This is a genomic window from Xanthomonas sp. WHRI 7945, from assembly GCF_035026585.1.
The window spans coordinates 15,864-33,835 of sequence record NZ_JAYIQP010000029.1; the positions used below are offsets into that span (position 1 = coordinate 15,864).

Genomic DNA, 17,972 nt, shown 5'->3' on the forward strand with positions numbered 1-17,972 from the left:
GGTCGCAGTCGGCGGTCGCGTTCCTGTGGGAGCGACTTCAGTCGCGACAGGCGTCACCGGTAGAGCCCGTCGCGACTGAAGTCGCTCCTACAGGGGATCGCTGGCTGCAACCGGCGCATCCAGGCCGGCCCGTGTGTCCCCGGGCGCGGCCTGTCCCATCCCGCCTCAGAAGTCCTGCTGCAGGCTCAGGTAGACGCCGCGGCGCGGCGCCCATTGCGGGGCGAAGACGCCGATGCCGCCGCCGTCGCGCAGCTGGTAGGCGCGATCGAGCACGTTGAGCACCGCCACTTGCGCGTGCAGCGGATGAGCGCTGAGCGCGAAGTCGTGGCCGGCGCTGAGGTTCAGCTGGAAGTACGAGGGCAGCTCGGCGCCGTTGGGCACGGTGTCGGTATCGGTGCGCAGGCCGCTGCCGAACAGGTAGTTGGCGCCGACCCGGCTGGCGTCGTCGATCGCGTAGCTGATGCCGCCGGACGAGGTGAACTTCTGGTCGTGGTCCAGGTGGATCCAGTTGTCGTAGGCGTAGGCCAGCGCGTCCGGGTCGAAGTTGTACAGGCTGGTCATGACCCGCTTGCCCATCGCCTTGCTGTAGGCGGCGTTGAAGTAGGCGGTGACCGGCCCGTTGCTGTAGTCGGCGCTGAATTCGGCGCCGCGGATGCGGCCATAGCGGTAGTTGAAGGTGGAATAGACGTAGGCGGCGCCGAACTGACCTTCGTCCTGCAGCCGGTCGGCCCTGCGGTAATACGTGTCCAGGCCCAGGGTCAGGTGCTCGGTGACCACCTGCGAGATGCCCAGGTCGTAGTAGTCGCTGCGCTCGCTCAGCGGCGTGGTCGCGCCGCCGGCGGTGGACTGCTGGTTGGTGGTGCCGTCGTACAGGGCGATGTCGCTGGTGGAGATCAGCTCGCTGGCCGGCGGGGTGAAGTAGCGCGCATAGCCGGCGTGCACGGTGGTGTCGGCGCTGGCTTGCCAGACCACGCCCAGGCGCGGGCTGAGCTGGCCTTCGGTAGTGCCGAACGCCTTGTAGCGGTCGCCGCGCACGCCGTAGTTCACGGTCCAGTCGTTACCGATCTTCCACTCGTCCTGCAGATACAGCGCGTAGGTGCTGGCGTGGAAACGGCTGGCGTCGGGAATGAACAGCGGTGCGTTGGCGGCCTGGTTGCCGTCGGCATCGGCCGGGAACACGTAGGAATTGTTGCTGGCGATGGCGTGTTCGAAGTTGCCGTACAGGCCGTAGCGCAGCGTGTGCGCGTCGCCGAGCGGGGTGGAGAAGTCGGCCTGCACGGTGTTGGCGCGGTTGCTGCGGTCCACCTGCGAGGCGACGCCGTTGAAGATCAGGTCGCCGGCGATGTCGGGCGAGAACGCCACGCTGCTGTAGCGCTGCCCGGCCGACAGCTGGTAGCTGGTGGCGCCGAGCGAGCCTTGCAGCACCAAGGTGCCGAAGCGGGTGTTCTCGCGCTGGTTCTCGTCGAGCCTGGACGAATCGAAATCGGTGGTGCCCAGGTAGTCGAACGCGGGCGTCTGCCCGGGATTGTTCGGGATCTGGAAGCGGTTGTTGGCGAAGCCGACCAGCAGGCTGAGCCGGGTGTTCTCGTCGAGCAGGTAGCTGAGGTCGGCGAAGCCCTTGCCCTGGTGCGATTTGTCGTGCTCGGGACTGCGGCTGTCGACCGGGTTCTCCAGGCCGTTCTTGTTCTGCTCGTAGTCGCCGGTGACGAACCAGCTCCAGCGGCCGCTGCTGCCCCACCAGGAGGCGTTCGGATTGAGCGTGCCGTAGGAGCCGCCGGTGAGGCCGACGCTGCCGCCGTTGCCCAGTTCCACGCCGCTCTTGGTGGTGATGTCCACCACCGCCGCGGTACGGTCGCCGAACTGCGCCGGCAGCGCGCCGTCGAGCAGCTTGATGCTCTTGATCGTGCGCGGGTCCAGGCTCTGGCCGAAGCCGGAGATCGATTCGGGGATCAGCACGCCGTTGATGCGGTACTGCAGGTTGGCGTGGTCGCCGCGCACATGGATGCCGCCGTAGGAGTCCTGGACCACGCCCGGCGCCTGCAGCAGCACCTGGTTGAGCGGGGTGGAGGCGCCCAGCGGCAGCCGCTCGATGTCCTCGGCGCTGATCGTGTACTGGCTGCTGCCGATGTCCGGCGACAGCGCGTTGCGCGCGGCTTCGAGCTTGGCGGTGACGCTGACCGCATCCAGGTCGGTGGTGCGCTCGGGGCCGGTATCGGCAATGGCCGCATCGGCGGCGAGCGCGAGGCCGGGGGCGGCCAGCAGGATCAGGGCGATGGCGGCGGAGAGGGGGCGAGGAGTCATGGCAGTGCGGACCGGGAGGAGTGGGGGAATGTTTTGTTATTAAGTAACAGTCTGCTTCCGCAGCGACCCTGGCGTAGGCCGGAAGTCATGGCGGCATGCCGGTGTTGCTTGCCGTTCATGTCTGCGGCACCGGCGCTGCGATGGCGGCGCCGGCGACGCGCGAGTGCTTTGCGTCGCGGCCAGGCTCTGCGAACATCGCAGGTTGCCTAGGAGTCCTTTCATGAACCTGTCCGTCCCCGCCGCCGCGCCCGAATCCGTCCCGCCGCTCTGGACGCCCGCCAGCTGGCGCGGCAAACCCGCGCTGCAGATGCCGGTGTATCCGGACGCGCAGGCGCTGGAAGCGACGCTGGGCGAATTGCGCCATCTGCCGCCGCTGGTTACCTCGTGGGAGATCTTCGCGCTGAAGAAGCAGCTGGCCGAGGCCCAGGAGGGCAAGCGCTTCCTGCTGCAGGGCGGCGATTGCGCGGAGAACTTCAGCGATTGCGAGTCGGGCACCATCTCCAACCGGCTCAAGGTGCTGCTGCAGATGAGCCTGGTGCTGGTGCATGGGCTGCGCCTGCCGGTGGTGCGGGTCGGCCGTTACGCCGGCCAGTACGCCAAGCCGCGCTCGGCCGATACCGAGACCCGAGACGGCGTGACCCTGCCCAGCTACCGCGGCGACGTGGTCAACGGCCCGGAATTCACCGCGCAGGCGCGCGTGCCCGACCCGCAGCGGATGATCACCGCGCACTCGCGTTCGGCGATGACGATGAATTTCGTGCGCGCGCTGATCGATGGCGGTTTCGCCGACCTGCACCATCCCGAATACTGGAACCTGAGCTGGGTCGGCTACTCGCCGCTGGCCGAGGACTACCAGAAGATGGTGGCCTCGATCGGCGACGCGGTGCGCTTCATGGAGACGCTGTCCGGCGCGCAGCTGTACAACCTCAACCGGGTCGATTTCTACACCTCGCACGAAGCGCTGCTGCTGCCGTACGAGGAGGCGTTGACCCGCGAGGTGCCGCGGCAGTGGGGCTGGTTCAACCTCAGCACGCACTATCCGTGGATCGGCATGCGCACCGCCGCGCTGGACGGCGCGCACGTGGAATATTTCCGCGGCATCCGCAATCCGATCGCGATCAAGGTCGGGCCGTCGGCGCAGCCGGACCAGTTGCTGCGCCTGATCGATGTGCTCAATCCCGAGGACGAGCCGGGCCGGCTGACCTTCATCCACCGCATGGGCGCGGCGCAGATCGCGCAGAAGCTGCCGCCGCTGCTGGACGCGGTGAAGCGCGACGGCCGCCGCGTGCTGTGGGTGTGCGATGCGATGCACGGCAATACCGAGAGCACCAGCAACGGCTACAAGACGCGGCGCTACGACAACGTGCTGGGCGAGGTGGAGCAGTCGTTCGACATCCATGCCGCGGCCGGCACGCGGCTGGGCGGCGTGCACCTGGAACTGACCGGCGAAGACGTCACCGAATGCACCGGCGGCGCGCGCGAGCTGACCGAACGCGACCTGGAGCGGGCCTACCGCTCCAGCGTGGATCCGCGCCTGAACTACGAGCAGTCGCTGGAGATCGCGCTGGCGATCGTGCGCAAGCAGAACGGGCGCAGCGTGCCGCTGACGACGGACTGACGGCACGCGCTCTCGGTCGCCGCAGCGCGCTTGCCGGTGCGCTGCGCGCGCCTGACGCCGATGTGGTGGCGATGGGCCTCGTTGACGCGCTTGCAGTCGTCGATGCCCGGCACCGCGAAATGCGGGCCTGCAGTGCGCAGGTATCGCGGCCCGCGACGGGGGCTGCGTGTGCCGGTTGGCGATGTCGGCGCATCGGGTCTCGGCAGGCGCCGCGTCTGCTGCGTAGAGCTTCGGATGTAACTGAAGACGCATCGTCTGCAGCGGCTGCTGCGGGGCCATGTGCGAGTTGCTTGCCGCCGGGCAGGAGCCGCGCATGGCGCGATCGCGCACATCGGTCATGGAGTGCCCCAGGCCGACGCGCTGCGCCTCCGCGATGAGCGAGCGCTGCATGCGCGCCGTGCCGCACGCCTCGCGATGACGCCACGCTTCGTACCGGGGCGCAGCGCTCGACACTGCGCTTATGCTTGCTTTGTCACACTGTCGCGACTCCTCCCCCCTTCAAGGAGCGCATCTTGACTCTGGACCTAGACTGGATCCCATGGCGGGCCTACACGTTGCCGATCGGCGCGGCGGTGGTGCTCGGCTTCCTCGCCTGGTGGTTGCTGCTGCGCATCGCGCAGCGCATGCGCGGGCGCGACTATCGGCGTGCCCGCATCATCGGCGTGATCAGCGTGCCGATGGCGTTCCTACTGCCGATGCTGATGCTCAGCTTCGCGCTGGAGTCCACGCCGCTGGACGATCGCGCGCTGGCCGACCTGCAACACCTGCTGCACATCGGCATGATCGGCTGCGTGACCTGGCTGCTGGTGCGCGGCGTCGCCGCGCTGGAGCGGGCGATCCTGCGCAGCTATCCGATCGAGGTGGCCGACAACCTGACCGCGCGCCGCGTCCAGACCCAGACCCGGGTGCTGGCGCGTGTGGCGATGGGCACGATCATCCTGCTCGGCACTTCGGTGGTGCTGCTGACCTTTCCCGCGGTGCGGCAGATCGGCACCACGCTGCTGGCCTCGGCCGGCATCATCGGCCTGGTCGCCGGTATCGCCGCCAAGCCGGTGTTCGGCAACCTGATCGCCGGTCTGCAGATCGCCTTGACCCAGCCGATCCGGCTTGACGATGTGGTCATCGTCGAAGGCGAATGGGGCCGCATCGAGGAGATCGGCAGTTCCTACGTGGTGGTGCGCATCTGGGACGAGCGGCGCATGGTGGTGCCGTTGACCTGGTTCATCGAGAACCCGTTCCAGAACTGGACGCGCAGTAGCGCCAATCTGCTCGGTACCGCGTTCCTGTGGCTGGACTACCGCACGCCGATGGCGCAGTTGCGCGCGGAACTGGAGCGGATCTGCAAGAGCGAGCCGTTGTGGGACGGACGCGTCTGCGTGACCCAGGTGACCGAGACCAGCGAGAGCACGATCCAGGTGCGCCTGCTGGTCAGTGCGCGCAACTCCGGCGATGCGTTCGACCTGCGCTGCATCGTGCGCGAACGCATGATCGACTTCCTGACCCGCGAGCATCCCTACGCCTTGCCGACGCTGCGTGCGCAGATCGCGTCAGAGCCGGCGCGTGCGCCGCGGACGCCGGCTGTCCCCAGCGACTCGGCGGCAATGCGTTCGCCGGGCGCCGAGGACGGCGCGCCGGCGGCGACAGTGGCGCCTGATGCGGGCGAGCAGAAGCCGGATACTGCTTAGCCTGGAGGTGTGGCACTGTCGTCGCGTCGCATGCGTTGTTGCTGGCGCTTGGGCTGCAGCGTGTTCTCTCATCTGCCGCAGGTAACGAATGTAGGAGCGGCTTCAGCCGCGACCGGGGCTTTGCCGGTAACGCCCGGTCGCGGCTGAAGCCGCTCCTACAAAAGTGCTCTTCGCCAATTGTCTCTTCCGCGCTCTTGTGGCGTTGTCCGCGTCACCGATCATCCGTCGCTTGCGCAGATTGCGCCTGGGCCGGCAGCGTCGGCAGGAAGGTCGGCGGCGTGCGTGCGCGGCTGTGCTGCTCGTAGGCGTAGCCAAGTTCGATCAGGCGCGGCTCGCTCCAGGCGCCGCCGATGAACACCAGGCCCAGCGGCAGGCCGTCGCTGCTGCCCATCGGCACGGTCAGGCTCGGATAGCCGGCCACCGCGGCTGCGCCGTAGTTGGCGCCGGGGAAGTCGTCGCCGCCGACCGGGTCGGTCTTCCAGGCGCGGCCGGTGGTCGGCGCGATCAGTGCGTCCAGCCGCTGCGCGCGCAGCGCCGCATCGATGCCGTCCGGACCGGCCAGGCGTTTCGCCTTCTCCCGCGCTTGCAGGTAGGCCGGGTCGTCGAGGCCGCGCGTGGCCTGCGCCTGCTCGAACAGCGCCTGGTCGAACGCGGCCAGTTCGCGCGCGGCATGCGCGCGATTGAACTCGATCAGTTGCGCCAGCGTACGCAGCGGCGCCTTGCGTGAATCGAGGTAGCGCTCCAGCCCGGCCTTGAACTCGGTCAGCAGGACGGTCAGTTCGGCGTCGTCCCATTGCCCGGCGGTGGGGATCTGCGCATCGACCACGATGGCGCCGGCCGCACGCAGCGTGGCGACCGCGCGCGCCTGCGCCGCGGCGATGTCCGGGGTCTGGGTCAGCGGCGATGGCAGCAGGCCGATGCGCGCGCCGCGCAGCGCGTCGCGGCGCAGGTGCGCGGCGTAGTCGTAGCCGGGTGCGCGCGGTGCCGCGGCGGTGGCCGGGTCGGCGGGGTCGGGCGCGGCCAGCACGCTCAGCAGCGCCGCGGCATCGGCGACGCTGCGGGTCATCGGCCCGGCGGTGTCCTGGCTGGCCGAGATCGGGATGATGCCGTCGCGGCTGACCAGGCCCACGGTCGGCTTCAAGCCGACCAGGCCGTTCACCGCCGCCGGGCAGACGATGCTGCCGTCGGTCTCGGTGCCGATGCCTGCCGCGACCAGGTTCGCCGACACGGCCACGCCGGTGCCGGCGCTGGAGCCGCAGGGATTGCGGTCGAGCACGTAGGGATTGCGGGTCTGCCCGCCGCGCGCGCTCCAGCCGGAACTGGACTTGCTGGCGCGGAAGTTGGCCCATTCGCTGAGGTTGCTCTTGCCCAGGATCACCGCGCCGGCCTGGCGCAGCCGCTGCACCAGGAACGCGTCGTGCGGCGGATGGAACTCGGCCAGCGCCAACGAGCCGGCCGAGTTGGCCATCGGCCGCGCGTCGATGTTGTCCTTCAGCACGAGCGGGATGCCGTGCAGCGGGCCGCGCAGGTGCCCGGCGCGGCGCTCGGCATCCAGCCGCCGCGCGTCGTCCATGGCCTGCGGATTGCGTTCGATGATCGCGTGCAGCGCCGGCCCGCGCCGGTCCAGCGCATCGATCCGCTGCAGGTAGGCCGCGGTCAGGCCGGCGCTGTCGAGCGTGCCGCGCGCCATCTGCGCCTGCAGCGTGGCGATGTCGGCTTCGGCATGGGCGAACGGCGCTGGCGTGCGCTGCGGCGCGATGGCGGCGGTGTCGGGCAGGGCGGCGTGCCGGCAGCCGGCGAGGGCGCCGCACAGCATCAGGACGGGCAGCACGCGCATCGGCAGGTTCCCGGGGAATGGTTCTCCAGGAGGCTACGCAGCGCTACAGGGATTGGCAAACTGATCTGCGGGCGCGTGCCCGCATTGCGCTCAGAGCGCGGGACGGCGCCGGCGCCGGACCAGGTCGCGGGCCAGGATGCCGACCACGGCTAGATTGATCGCCAGCACCGCCCATGCGGCCCAGCCGGGATGGCGCACGATCGCGTAGATATCGAACGGCAGGTAGATGGCCGCGGACACGCAGCCCAGCATCGACGCCCAGGCCTTGGCGCGCCACAGGCCCCAGGCTTCGACGATGTGCAGCACGCCGTAGGCGAGCATGCCGGCGGCGGCCAGGTGCACCGCGCCGGGATTGATCATGGTGAGCAGCGACGGCAGCGCGCCGTGCTCGGGGTCCAGGCTGAAGCGGACGATCAGTCGGCCCACCGCCGCACGCAGCGGCAGCGGACCCATGATCTCCAGACCCGTTGCGGCCAGTACCGCGAGCAGGCCCTTGCTGGCCTCCAGCAGTGCGATCAGGTGCAAGCCCGGATGCGCATGCGGATCCGGGTTGTACGCCTTCTTGCTGGCCACGGGAGGCCTGCGGTCAGCCGCCGCGACCGGCGCGCTTGCGATCGCTTTCGGTCAGGAACTTCTTGCGCAGGCGGATTTCCTTCGGGGTGACTTCGACCAGCTCGTCGTCCTCGATGAAGTCCAGCGCCTGTTCCAGCGTGTATTTGATCGCCGGAGTCAGCTTGATCGCATCGTCCTTGCCCGAGGCGCGCATGTTGGTCAGCGGCTTGGTCTTGATCGCGTTGACGGTCAGATCGTTGTCCTTGGAGTGGATACCGATCAGCTGGCCTTCGTACACGTTGTCGCCTTCGGCGGCGAACAGGCGGCCACGCTCTTCCAGCGGCCCCAGCGAGTAGGCAGGGGTGGCGCCGGCGGCGTTGGCGATCATCACGCCGTTCTGGCGCTTGGCGATGGCGCCCTGTTCCTTCGGGCCGTAATGGTCGAACACGTGGAACAGCAGGCCCGAACCCTGGGTCAGGGTGCGGAACTCGTTCTGGAAGCCGATCAGGCCACGCGCCGGGATCATGTAGTCCAGGCGCACGCGGCCCTTGCCGTCCGGCTCCATGTTCTTCAGCTGGCCCTTGCGGATGCCCAGCTTTTCCATCACGCCGCCCTGGTGCTGCTCTTCGATGTCCACCACCAGCTGCTCGACCGGCTCCATCAGCTTGCCGTCGATTTCCTTGACGATGACTTCCGGACGCGACACCGCCAGTTCGAAGCCTTCGCGGCGCATGTTCTCGATCAGCACCGACAGGTGCAGCTCGCCGCGGCCGGAGACCAGGAACTTGTCCGGGTCCGAACCTTCCTCGACCTTCAGCGCGACGTTGTGCAGGGTCTCGCGTTCCAGGCGCTCGCGGATCTGGCGGCTGGTGATGAACTTGCCGCCGCTGTGTTCCTTGCTGCCGGCGAACGGCGAGTTGTTGACCTGGAAGGTCATCGAGATGGTCGGCTCGTCCACGGTCAGCGCCGGCAGCGCTTCCGGAGTGTCCAGCGCGCAGATGGTGTCGGAGATGCTCATGTCGGCGACGCCGGAGATGGCGACGATGTCGCCGGCCTCGGCCTCTTCCACTTCCACCCGCTCCAGGCCCATGAACCCCAGCACCTGCAGGATCTTGCCCTGGCGCTTCTTGCCTTCGCGGTCGACGATGCTGACCGGCATGTTCTTCTTGACCTTGCCGCGCTGGATGCGGCCGATGCCGATCAGGCCGACGAAGTTGTTGTAGTCGAGCTGGCTGATGCGCATCTGGAACGCACCGTCCGGATCCACCTGCGGCGGCGCCACGTGCTTCATGATCGCTTCGTACAGCGGAGTCATGTCGCCTTCGCGGGCGCTGTCGTCCAGGCTCGCGTAGCCGTGCAGCGCCGAGGCGTAGACGATCGGGAAGTCGAGCTGCTCGTTGGTCGCGCCGAGCTTGTCGAACAGGTCGAACACCTGGTCGATCACCCAGTCCGGACGCGCGCCCGGGCGGTCGATCTTGTTGACCACCACGATCGGCTTGAAGCCCATCGCGAAGGCCTTCTGGGTCACGAAGCGGGTCTGCGGCATCGGCCCGTCCATCGCGTCGACCAGGATCAGCACCGAGTCCACCATCGACAGCACGCGCTCCACTTCGCCGCCGAAGTCGGCGTGTCCGGGAGTGTCGACGATGTTGATGCGGTTGCCCTGCCAGGTGATGGCCGTGTTCTTGGCCAGGATCGTGATGCCACGTTCCTTTTCCTGATCGTTGCTGTCCATCACGCGCTCGGCCAGCACCGTGCGCTCGGAGAGGGTGCCGGACTGCTTCAGCAGGCAGTCGACGAGGGTGGTCTTGCCATGGTCGACGTGGGCGACGATGGCGATATTGCGAAGATTTTCGATGGACATGCGAAAGGGGGCCAACCGGCGCCAGAAAGGAAGGAGAGTAAGCCCCCTATTATACCTGTATCCCGGCGCCCCTGCCGGTTCAGGATTCGGCGGCCGTGGGGCGGGGCCGTTCAGCCGCCGAAGCGGGGCCTGAAGCGGGCCAAACAGGCCGCCGTGTATCCTATGCGCCCCAAATGACGCCCCCGTTTCCAAGGAATCCCATGTCCCTGATCGCCCATTTCGACACCGCCCGCGGCCCGATCACGATCGAGCTGTACCCCGACAAGGCGCCGCTGACCGTGGCCAACTTCGTGAACCTGGCCAAGCGCGGCTTCTACGACGGGCTGAGCTTCCACCGCGTGATCGCCGACTTCATGATCCAGGGCGGTTGCCCGGAAGGCTCCGGCCGCGGCGGCCCGGGCTACCGCTTCGAGGACGAGATCGACAACGGCGTGCGCCACGAGCGCGGCGTGCTGTCGATGGCCAATGCCGGTCCCAGCACCAACGGCAGCCAGTTCTTCATCACCCACACCGCCACCCCGTGGCTGGACGGCAAGCACACCGTGTTCGGCAAGGTGACCCAGGGGCTGGACGTGGTGGACAGCGTCGCCCAGGGCGATGCGATCAACAAGATCACCATCGAAGGCGACGCCGATGCGGTGCTGGCGGCCAAGGCCGACCGCGTCGCCGAGTGGAACCGCCTGCTCAGCGCCTGAGTGCCGCCGCGACCGGCCATCCAGGCCGGTCGCAGATGGCCTGCGTGCTAACATTTCCCGGTTGACTGCCGCGCTCCCAGCCCGATGACGATGCGTTCCCTTCTGTTGTGCATGGTGCTGCTCGGGATCGGCGGCGGCGTGCATACGTGGTGGCGCAGCGGCCAGGCGCCCACGCCGGCAGCGCTGGCGGCCGGCGACCCGCGGCGGCTCACCGGCGAGGACGGCATCGTCATGCTGGCCGCCGACTGGTGCGGCTACTGCCGCCGGCAACAGGCCGATTTCGAACGTGCCCAGGTCCGCTACCGCGTGCTCGACGTGGAGCAGGAGGACGGCCGCCTGGCCGCGGCCGCGCTGGGCCGCGAAGGCGTGCCGGTCACGGTCATCGGCCAGCACGTGATCGACGGCTACGACACTGCCGCCCTGGACGCGCACCTGCAGCCGCTCGGCTACCGCGTCTACTGACCCCTTTATCCCTTTTTTAGCAGAGGAACCCCCCATGAAGACACCCGTACGTGTTGCTGTGACCGGCGCTGCCGGCCAGATCGGCTATGCCCTGCTGTTCCGTATCGCCTCCGGCGAGATGCTGGGCAAGGACCAGCCGGTGATCCTGCAGCTGCTCGAGCTGCCGATGGAGAAGGCCCAGGCCGCGCTGAAGGGCGTGATGATGGAGCTGGAAGACTGCGCGTTCCCGCTGCTGGCCGGCATGGTCGGCACCGACGACGCCGAAGTGGCGTTCAAGGACGCGGACATCGCCCTGCTGGTCGGCGCGCGTCCGCGCGGCCCGGGCATGGAGCGCAAGGACCTGCTGCTGGAGAACGCCAAGATCTTCACCGCGCAGGGCGCGGCGCTGAACAAGGTCGCCAGCCGCAACGTCAAGGTGCTGGTGGTCGGCAACCCGGCCAACACCAATGCCTACATCGCGATGAAGTCGGCGCCGGACCTGAACCCGAAGAACTTCACCGCGATGCTGCGCCTGGACCACAACCGCGCGCTGAGCCAGTTGGCGCTCAAGCTCGGCAAGCCGGTCGGCGGCATCGAGAAGCTGGTGGTGTGGGGCAACCACAGCCCGACCATGTATCCGGACTACCGCTTCGCCACCGCCGACGGCGCCTCGGTCGCCGATGCGATCAACGACCAGGACTGGAACGCCGGCAGCTTCATCCCGACCGTGGGCAAGCGCGGCGCGGCGATCATCGAAGCGCGCGGCCTGTCCTCGGCCGCCTCGGCCGCCAACGCCGCCATCGACCACGTGCGCGACTGGGTGCTGGGCAGCAACGGCAAGTGGGTGACCATGGGCGTTCCGTCCGACGGCTCCTACGGCATTCCGGAAGGGGTGATGTTCGGCTTCGCGGTGACCACCGAAAACGGCGAGTACACCCTGGTCAAGGATCTGCCGATCGACGACTTCAGCCGCAAGTACATCGACAAGACCCTGGCCGAGCTGGAAGAAGAGCGCAGCGGCGTGGCGCACCTGCTGGGCTGATCGCACCCGCGATCGCGTCACCGGACGCCGGGCTCTGCCCGGCGTTCTGCGTTGTGGGGCTCCAAACCTGCGGGCCACTTCCCTCGGTGGGAGAAGGAACCATAGCCCCTCTCCCCTCGGGAGAGGGGTTGGGGTGAGGGTGCGGCGCGAAGCGACTCGCTGAGTTAGGCGCACGAGGCTGCGCCCATACCCTCATCCGGCCCTGCGGGCCACCTTCCCCCGAAAAGTGGGCCATGGTCCCGATGGGACAAGGGAACAGCACTAGCCCCTCTCCCCTCGGGAGAGGGGTTGGGGTGAGGGTACGGCGCGAAGCGTCTCGCTGAGTTGGGTGTGCGAGGCTGCGTCCGTACCCTCATCCGCCCCTTCGGGGCACCTTCTCCCGAGGGGAGAAGGGAACAGCCATTAGCTCCTCTCCCATCGGGAGAAAGGTAGAGATGCCGGCTTCGGAGAGCGGCTAGGAGCCTGGTGCGGTGTGCTACGTTTCCGCAGCCATTCGCCAGGGGACAATTTCTATGGTCATGCCGTACCGGTGGGTCTCGTCGCTGGCGCTCGCCAGCGTATTGCCGTTCGCCGCCGTCGCTGCGGACAGCGGTTACCGACAGCCGCCCGAGCCGCTGCTGGGGGTGATGCGCGCGCCGCTCAATCCGTCGCCGCGGCTGGACCCCACTGGCAAGACCCTGCTGCTGGTGCAGCGCAATCAGTATCCGCCGATCGCACGCGTCGCCGAGCCGTATCTGAAGCTGGCCGGGGTGCGGGTGGAGCCGCGCAGCCACAGCCGCCACGACATGTCCAACGGCTACGGCATCCGCACCTGCCTGGACGGCTTCGCCCTGGTCGACGTCGCCAGCGGCAAGCAGACCGCGGTAACCCTGCCGGCCGGCGCCTGCCCGGCGTTGCCGGTGTGGTCGCCGGACGGGCGCCGCTTCGCCTTCAACAACACCGCCGCCGACCGCGTCGAGCTGTGGTTGGGCGACGTCGCCACAGGCAACGTGCGCCGGATCGACGGCGTGCAGCTCAACCCGGTGCTGGGCGGGGAGATCCAGTGGCTGGGCGGCAGCGACACGCTGCTGCTCAAGACCGTGCCGCAGGACCTGGGCGCGGCGCCGCGCAAGGCGGCGGTGCCGCCGGGCCCGGAGGTGAAGGAAACCATCCAGGGCAAGGGCGAGAGCAGCACCTACGAGGCGCGCGACACGCTGTCCAGTCCCGAGGACGAGGCCTTGTTCACCTACTACGCCACCGCGCAGCTGCTCAAGGTGGACGCCGCCAGCGGCAGCCAGGTCAAGATCGGCGCGCCGGCGGTCTACACCGCGGTGGATGGCGCGCCCGATGGCCGCCACGTGCGCGTGGAGCGGCTGCAGCGGCCGTATTCCTACGTCACCACCTATGCGCGCTTCGCCCGCGATGTGGCGGTGCTGGACCTGGCCAATGGCAGCGAGCGCGTGCTGGCCAAGCTGCCGGTCGCCGACCGGGTGCCGGTGCATGGCGTGCCGACCGGCCCGCGCGCGTATTCCTGGCGGGCCAACCAGCCGGCCACGCTGGTCTGGGCCGAGGCGCTGGACGGCGGCGACTGGAAGGCCAGCGTGCCGGCGCGCGACAAGCTGCTGACCCTGGCGGCGCCGTTCACCGCCAAGCCGCGCGAACTGGCGCGGGTGACCCAGCGCTATGCCGGGCTGTCCTGGTTCGCCGAGGGCGGGCGCGCGCTGCTGGACGAATTCGACGAGAACCGCCACTGGCGCCGCACCACGCTGCTGGACGCGGATCGCCCCGGTAGCCCTGGCCGGGTGCTGTTCGACCTGTCCACCGACGATCTGTACGCCGATCCCGGCACGCCGGAACTGCGCGTGCTGGCCAACGGCGAAGCGGTGCTGCACGAGGACCACGGCGCGCTGTTCCTGAGCGGGCAGGGCGCCACGCCCGCCGGCGACCGCGCCTTCCTCGACCGCTACGATCTGGCCAGCGGCAAGAGCGAGCGCCTGTTCCGCAGCGACGCCAGCGTCGACGAGGTGTTCGCCGGGTTCGCCGGCGACGACGCGACCCGGCTGCTGACCTGGCGGCAGTCGCCGGCCGACCCGCCGAACGTGTACCTGCGCACGCTCGGCCAGGCGCAGCCCGGCGCGGCCGCGGGCGAGGCGGCCTACGCCTCCAGCCTCGCGCCGGTCACCCGTTTCCCCGACCCGACGCCGCTGGTGCGGCAGATCAAGAAGCGGCTGGTGACCTACAAGCGCAAGGACGGGGTGGAGCTGTCGTTCACGCTGTACACGCCGCCCGGCTACAAGGAAGGCACGCGGGTGCCGGCGATCCTGTACGCGTATCCGCTGGACTACGCCGATCCGTCCAAGGCCGGCCAGGTCAGCGGCGCCAACGAGCGCGACTTCACCCGCCTGAGCTCCTATCAGCTGCTGTTGCTGGCCGGCTACGCGGTCATCGACGACACCGCGTTCCCGATCGTCGGCGATCCCAAGACCGCCTACGACACCTATTTGCAGCAACTGGTCGACAACGCCACCGCCGCGGTGGACAAGGCGGTGGAGCTGGGCGTGGTCGATCGCCAGCGGATCGGCGTCACCGGCCACAGCCACGGCGCGCTGATGGCGGCCAACCTGCTGGCGCACACCGACCTGTTCCGCGCCGGCGTGGCCACCAGCGGCAGCTACAACAAGACCCTGACCCCGTTCGGCTTCCAGAACGAGCGGCGCTCGTTCTGGGCCGCGCCGGAGGTCTACGCGCAGGCGTCGACGTTCTTCCACGCCGACAAGATCAACGAGCCGCTGCTGATCGTGCACGGCATGGACGACGCCAATCCCGGCACCGAGACCACCCAGGCGCCGCGGCTGTTCCAGGCGATCCGCGGCAACGGCGGCACCGCGCGGCTGGTGCTGCTGCCGTTCGAGCCGCACTGGTACACCGCGCGCGAGTCCAACGAGGACGTGGTGGCCGAAATGCTGGAGTGGTTCGACCGCTACGTGAAGCAGGCGGCGCCGGCGGCGGCCGCGGCCACCCCGCCGAAGCGGTAGCGGAAGGCAATGGCGCAGGCGGACACGGTGCCGCCTGCGCTACTTCGACCAAGGTCGGAAGGACGCACGCGCGGCGCAAGGTCTATGCTCGGGGCGGGTGCATGGCCTTGGGAGGGGCTGCATGGACTACGCGACGCTGTACCGGCGCTCGATCGAGCAGCCGGAGGAGTTCTGGGCAGAGCAGGCCAAGGCCATCCACTGGCAGCGGTCGCCGCAGGCGATCCTGGAATACGACCGTCCGCCGTTCCGGCGCTGGTTCGGCGGCGGGCTGACCAACCTGTGCCACAACGCGGTCGACCGGCACCTGCCCGAACGCGCCGCGCAGCTGGCATTGGTCGCGGTCTCCAGCGAGACCGGGCAGACCCGCGAATTCACCTATGCGCAGCTGCACGCGGAGGTCAACGCGTTCGCCGCGGTGCTGCTGCGCCTGGACGTGCAGCGCGGCGACCGCGTGGTCATCTACATGCCGAACATGGCCGAGGCGGTGTTCGCGATGCTGGCCTGCGCGCGCATCGGCGCGGTGCACTCGGTGGTGTTCGGCGGCTTCGCCGCGCACAACCTGGCGCTGCGCATCGACGATGCGGCGCCGAAGCTGCTGATCGCCGCCGATGCCGGCAGCCGCGGCGGCAAGATCATTCCCTACAAGCCGCTGATCGACGCCGCCTGCGCGGAAGCGAGCGCGCCGCCGCCGAAGGTGCTGATCGTCTCGCGCGGGCTGGATCCGGCCCAGCCGCGCATCGACGGGCGCGACGTCGACTACGCCAGCCTGCGCGCGGAGGTGGGCGCTGCGCAGGTGCCGGTCGCCTGGCTGGAATCCAACGAACCCAGCTACCTGCTGTACACCTCCGGCACCACCGGCAAGCCCAAGGGCGTGCAGCGCGACGTCGGCGGCTATGCGGTGGCGCTGGCGCTGTCGATGCGCACGGTGTTCGATTGCGCGCCGGGCCAAGTGATGTTCTCCACCTCCGACGTCGGCTGGGCGGTTGGCCATTCGTACAACGTGTACGGCCCGCTGATCGCCGGCTGCACTTCGTTGCTGTACGAAGGATTGCCGGTGCAGCCGGATCCCGGCGTGTGGTGGGCGCTGTGCGAGAAGTACCGCGTGCGCACGATGTTCTCCTCGCCGACCGCGATCCGCGTGCTGAAGAAGCATCCGTTGCGCCACATCCGCGACCACGACCTGAGCGCGCTGCAGTACCTGTTCCTGGCCGGCGAACCGCTGGACGAACCGACCGCGCTGTGGATCGGCGAGGCGCTGGGCAAGCCGGTCATCGACAACTACTGGCAGACCGAGACCGGCTGGCCGGCGCTGACCTTGCTGCCGGGAGTGGACATGCGCCCGGTCAAACTGGGGTCGCCCGGGTTTCCCAACCTCGGCTACAAGATGAAGATCGTCGACCCGCAAGGCGCCGAAGTGCCGGCCGGGCGCAAGGGCGTGCTGGTGATCGAGCCGCCGTTGCCGCCGGGTTGCATGACCACGGTGTGGAACGACGACGCGCGCTTCCTGCGCAGCTACTTCAGCCATTTCGAGGAGCTGCTGTACAGCTCGCTGGATTGGGCGATCCGCGACGACGACGGCTACACCTTCATCCTCGGCCGCACCGACGACGTGATCAACGTCGCCGGCCATCGCCTTGGCACGCGCGAGATCGAAGAGGCCATCGCCGGCCATCCGGACGTGGCCGAGGTCGCGGTGATCGGCATGTACGACGAACTGAAGGGACAGGTGCCGGTGGTGTTCGCCACGCTGAAACAGGCGGCGTCCGATGCGGCCGGCGTCGCCGAGCAGTTGCGGCAATGCGTGGTCGAGCGGCTCGGCGCGGTGGCGCGGCCGGCGCAGGTGCATCTGGTGCAGGCGCTGCCGAAGACGCGCTCGGGCAAGTTGCTGCGGCGCTCGCTGCAGGCGTTGGCCGAACAGCGCGATCCGGGCGATCTGTCGACGCTGGACGATCCCGCTGCGCTCGACGAGATTCGCAGGGTACTGGGGCGATGAGGCACCGCTGCGCGCCTGCATCGCGCGGCAATCGCGGCGGCCGACGCTGACGCGCAACCAGGGGAGGCGGGGATGAGCGAGAGCGGGTGGTATGCCAAGACCGAGGCCGGACGGCAGGAGATCGCGGACCGCGCGCGCCGACTGCCGGCGCAACTGCGCTCGATCCTGCTGGTGGTGGATGGGCAGAAGGACGACAGCACGCTGCAGCAGATCGTTGCCGGCGTGCATGCGCCCGACGATGCCTTGGCGCAATTGCAGCAGATGGGCTTGATCCGCCGCGGCGGCGATGCGTCGCTGCCGGCGTCACCGGTATCGTCTCCATCGCCATCGCCATCGCCATCAAGCGCACCGTTGGCGGCCTCCGCGGCAACGGTGACCGACGCCATCCAGGCGTTGGCCGATCGCGCCGATGCGCCGGTGTCGCGCGAAGCGGCGCAGCGCTATTCGCGCCTCTACGACGCGATGAGCGAAGCGGTACGCCAGTACCTGGGATTGAAGGGCTATTTCATGCAGCTGAAGATCGAGCGCTGCAGCGACGCCGCTGCGCTTGAAGCGCTGTTGCCGGACTTGGCCGCCGCGATAGGCAAGGCCAAGAGTCCGGCGCTGGCCACGCGCTGGTTGCAGGATACGCTCGGCGCGGATGCGCAGTAGTCACGTTCGGCGCCACTGCCATGCGCACGCAGATGCCGGTGTGCGATGTCTATCGATCCAGAACGCGCGCGTCCTGCGCCGCGCCGCCACGGCTGCTGCACGGCGCTCCCCTCTGGCTGGAGATCAGCGTACCCCTGTTCGTTCGTGGCCATGGCTGATGCAGGCAGCGTGCTCTAAGACGGCTGGCGTCGCAGTGTGGGCCGTTGTAGATACCGTCTTCCCGTCTAACAGGCAATGGCCTTTTGAGGATCGAAGGGCGTGTTTGATTTGAGGACGCCG

12 protein-coding genes are annotated in these 17,972 nt (G+C 68.8%); 8 read left to right on the forward strand and 4 right to left on the reverse strand.

Going from position 1 to position 17,972, the window contains the following annotated elements:
- Positions 1 to 165 precede the first annotated feature (165 nt).
- A complete protein-coding gene (locus VDQ83_RS17190; protein WP_455435828.1) occupies positions 166 to 2,301 on the reverse strand; it encodes a TonB-dependent receptor in 2,136 nt (711 codons plus the stop codon).
- 220 nt (positions 2,302 to 2,521) lie between these two features.
- Between VDQ83_RS17190 and VDQ83_RS17195 the strand changes: the two genes are divergently transcribed.
- Positions 2,522 to 3,919: a class II 3-deoxy-7-phosphoheptulonate synthase gene (locus VDQ83_RS17195; RefSeq protein ID WP_455435829.1), complete on the forward strand. Its 1,398-nt coding sequence runs from the start codon at positions 2,522 to 2,524 to the stop codon at positions 3,917 to 3,919.
- Positions 3,920 to 4,437: 518 nt separating this feature from the next.
- The gene (locus VDQ83_RS17200) at positions 4,438 to 5,604 is read left to right on the forward strand and encodes a mechanosensitive ion channel family protein (RefSeq protein WP_263398399.1); all 1,167 of its coding nucleotides are present in this window, start codon (positions 4,438 to 4,440) and stop codon (positions 5,602 to 5,604) included.
- A 211-nt stretch (positions 5,605 to 5,815) separates the two neighbouring features.
- On the opposite strand, the gene VDQ83_RS17205 is transcribed toward VDQ83_RS17200, so the two are convergent.
- The 3 genes from VDQ83_RS17205 to typA all read right to left on the reverse strand — a co-directional run bounded on the left by VDQ83_RS17205 (position 5,816) and on the right by typA (position 9,857).
- Positions 5,816 to 7,441, reverse strand: coding sequence for an amidase (locus VDQ83_RS17205; RefSeq protein WP_455435830.1), 1,626 nt, complete (start codon positions 7,439 to 7,441; stop codon positions 5,816 to 5,818).
- A gap of 90 nt (positions 7,442 to 7,531) precedes the next feature.
- On the reverse strand, positions 7,532 to 8,014 hold the full coding sequence (locus tag VDQ83_RS17210) for a DUF2127 domain-containing protein (protein ID WP_455435831.1): 483 nt from the start codon (positions 8,012 to 8,014) through the stop codon (positions 7,532 to 7,534).
- 13 nt (positions 8,015 to 8,027) lie between these two features.
- The gene (typA, locus tag VDQ83_RS17215; protein ID WP_263397418.1) at positions 8,028 to 9,857 is read right to left on the reverse strand and encodes a translational GTPase TypA; all 1,830 of its coding nucleotides are present in this window, start codon (positions 9,855 to 9,857) and stop codon (positions 8,028 to 8,030) included.
- Between the two features lie 200 nt (positions 9,858 to 10,057).
- Here typA and VDQ83_RS17220 point away from each other — a divergent pair, with 200 nt between their 5' ends.
- From VDQ83_RS17220 to VDQ83_RS17245, 6 genes are all read left to right on the forward strand, one after another.
- Positions 10,058 to 10,552: a peptidylprolyl isomerase gene (locus VDQ83_RS17220; protein ID WP_455435832.1), complete on the forward strand. Its 495-nt coding sequence runs from the start codon at positions 10,058 to 10,060 to the stop codon at positions 10,550 to 10,552.
- 90 nt (positions 10,553 to 10,642) lie between these two features.
- Positions 10,643 to 11,014 (forward strand): glutaredoxin family protein, encoded by a 372-nt coding sequence (locus VDQ83_RS17225; RefSeq protein ID WP_455435833.1) that lies wholly within the window; start codon positions 10,643 to 10,645, stop codon positions 11,012 to 11,014.
- Positions 11,015 to 11,048: 34 nt separating this feature from the next.
- Entirely contained in the window at positions 11,049 to 12,035 is a 987-nt protein-coding gene (locus tag VDQ83_RS17230; RefSeq protein WP_263397421.1) for a malate dehydrogenase, read from the forward strand.
- Between the two features lie 512 nt (positions 12,036 to 12,547).
- Positions 12,548 to 15,049 carry a S9 family peptidase gene (locus VDQ83_RS17235; protein ID WP_455435834.1) on the forward strand — a complete coding sequence of 834 codons (2,502 nt, stop codon included), beginning with the start codon at positions 12,548 to 12,550 and terminating at the stop codon, positions 15,047 to 15,049.
- Positions 15,050 to 15,170: 121 nt separating this feature from the next.
- Positions 15,171 to 17,042: a propionate--CoA ligase gene (gene prpE / locus VDQ83_RS17240; protein ID WP_455435835.1), complete on the forward strand. Its 1,872-nt coding sequence runs from the start codon at positions 15,171 to 15,173 to the stop codon at positions 17,040 to 17,042.
- 72 nt (positions 17,043 to 17,114) lie between these two features.
- Positions 17,115 to 17,693, forward strand: a complete 579-nt coding sequence (locus VDQ83_RS17245) for a hypothetical protein (RefSeq protein ID WP_455435836.1) — start codon at positions 17,115 to 17,117, stop codon at positions 17,691 to 17,693.
- Positions 17,694 to 17,972: the final 279 nt, after the last annotated feature.

What these genes read in the sequence shown, in the direction of transcription:
- VDQ83_RS17230 (WP_263397421.1), top strand. Translation starts at nt 11,049, where the DNA reads ATGAAGACACCCGTACGTGTTGCTGTGACCGGCGCTGCCGGCCAGATC.
- VDQ83_RS17195 (WP_455435829.1), top strand. Translation starts at nt 2,522, where the DNA reads ATGAACCTGTCCGTCCCCGCCGCCGCGCCCGAATCCGTCCCGCCGCTC.
- VDQ83_RS17245 (WP_455435836.1), top strand. Translation starts at nt 17,115, where the DNA reads ATGAGCGAGAGCGGGTGGTATGCCAAGACCGAGGCCGGACGGCAGGAG.
- VDQ83_RS17225 (WP_455435833.1), top strand. Translation starts at nt 10,643, where the DNA reads ATGCGTTCCCTTCTGTTGTGCATGGTGCTGCTCGGGATCGGCGGCGGC.
- VDQ83_RS17190 (WP_455435828.1), bottom strand. Translation starts at nt 2,301, where the DNA reads ATGACTCCTCGCCCCCTCTCCGCCGCCATCGCCCTGATCCTGCTGGCC.
- VDQ83_RS17220 (WP_455435832.1), top strand. Translation starts at nt 10,058, where the DNA reads ATGTCCCTGATCGCCCATTTCGACACCGCCCGCGGCCCGATCACGATC.
- typA (WP_263397418.1), bottom strand. Translation starts at nt 9,857, where the DNA reads ATGTCCATCGAAAATCTTCGCAATATCGCCATCGTCGCCCACGTCGAC.
- VDQ83_RS17205 (WP_455435830.1), bottom strand. Translation starts at nt 7,441, where the DNA reads ATGCGCGTGCTGCCCGTCCTGATGCTGTGCGGCGCCCTCGCCGGCTGC.
- VDQ83_RS17235 (WP_455435834.1), top strand. Translation starts at nt 12,548, where the DNA reads ATGGTCATGCCGTACCGGTGGGTCTCGTCGCTGGCGCTCGCCAGCGTA.
- prpE (WP_455435835.1), top strand. Translation starts at nt 15,171, where the DNA reads ATGGACTACGCGACGCTGTACCGGCGCTCGATCGAGCAGCCGGAGGAG.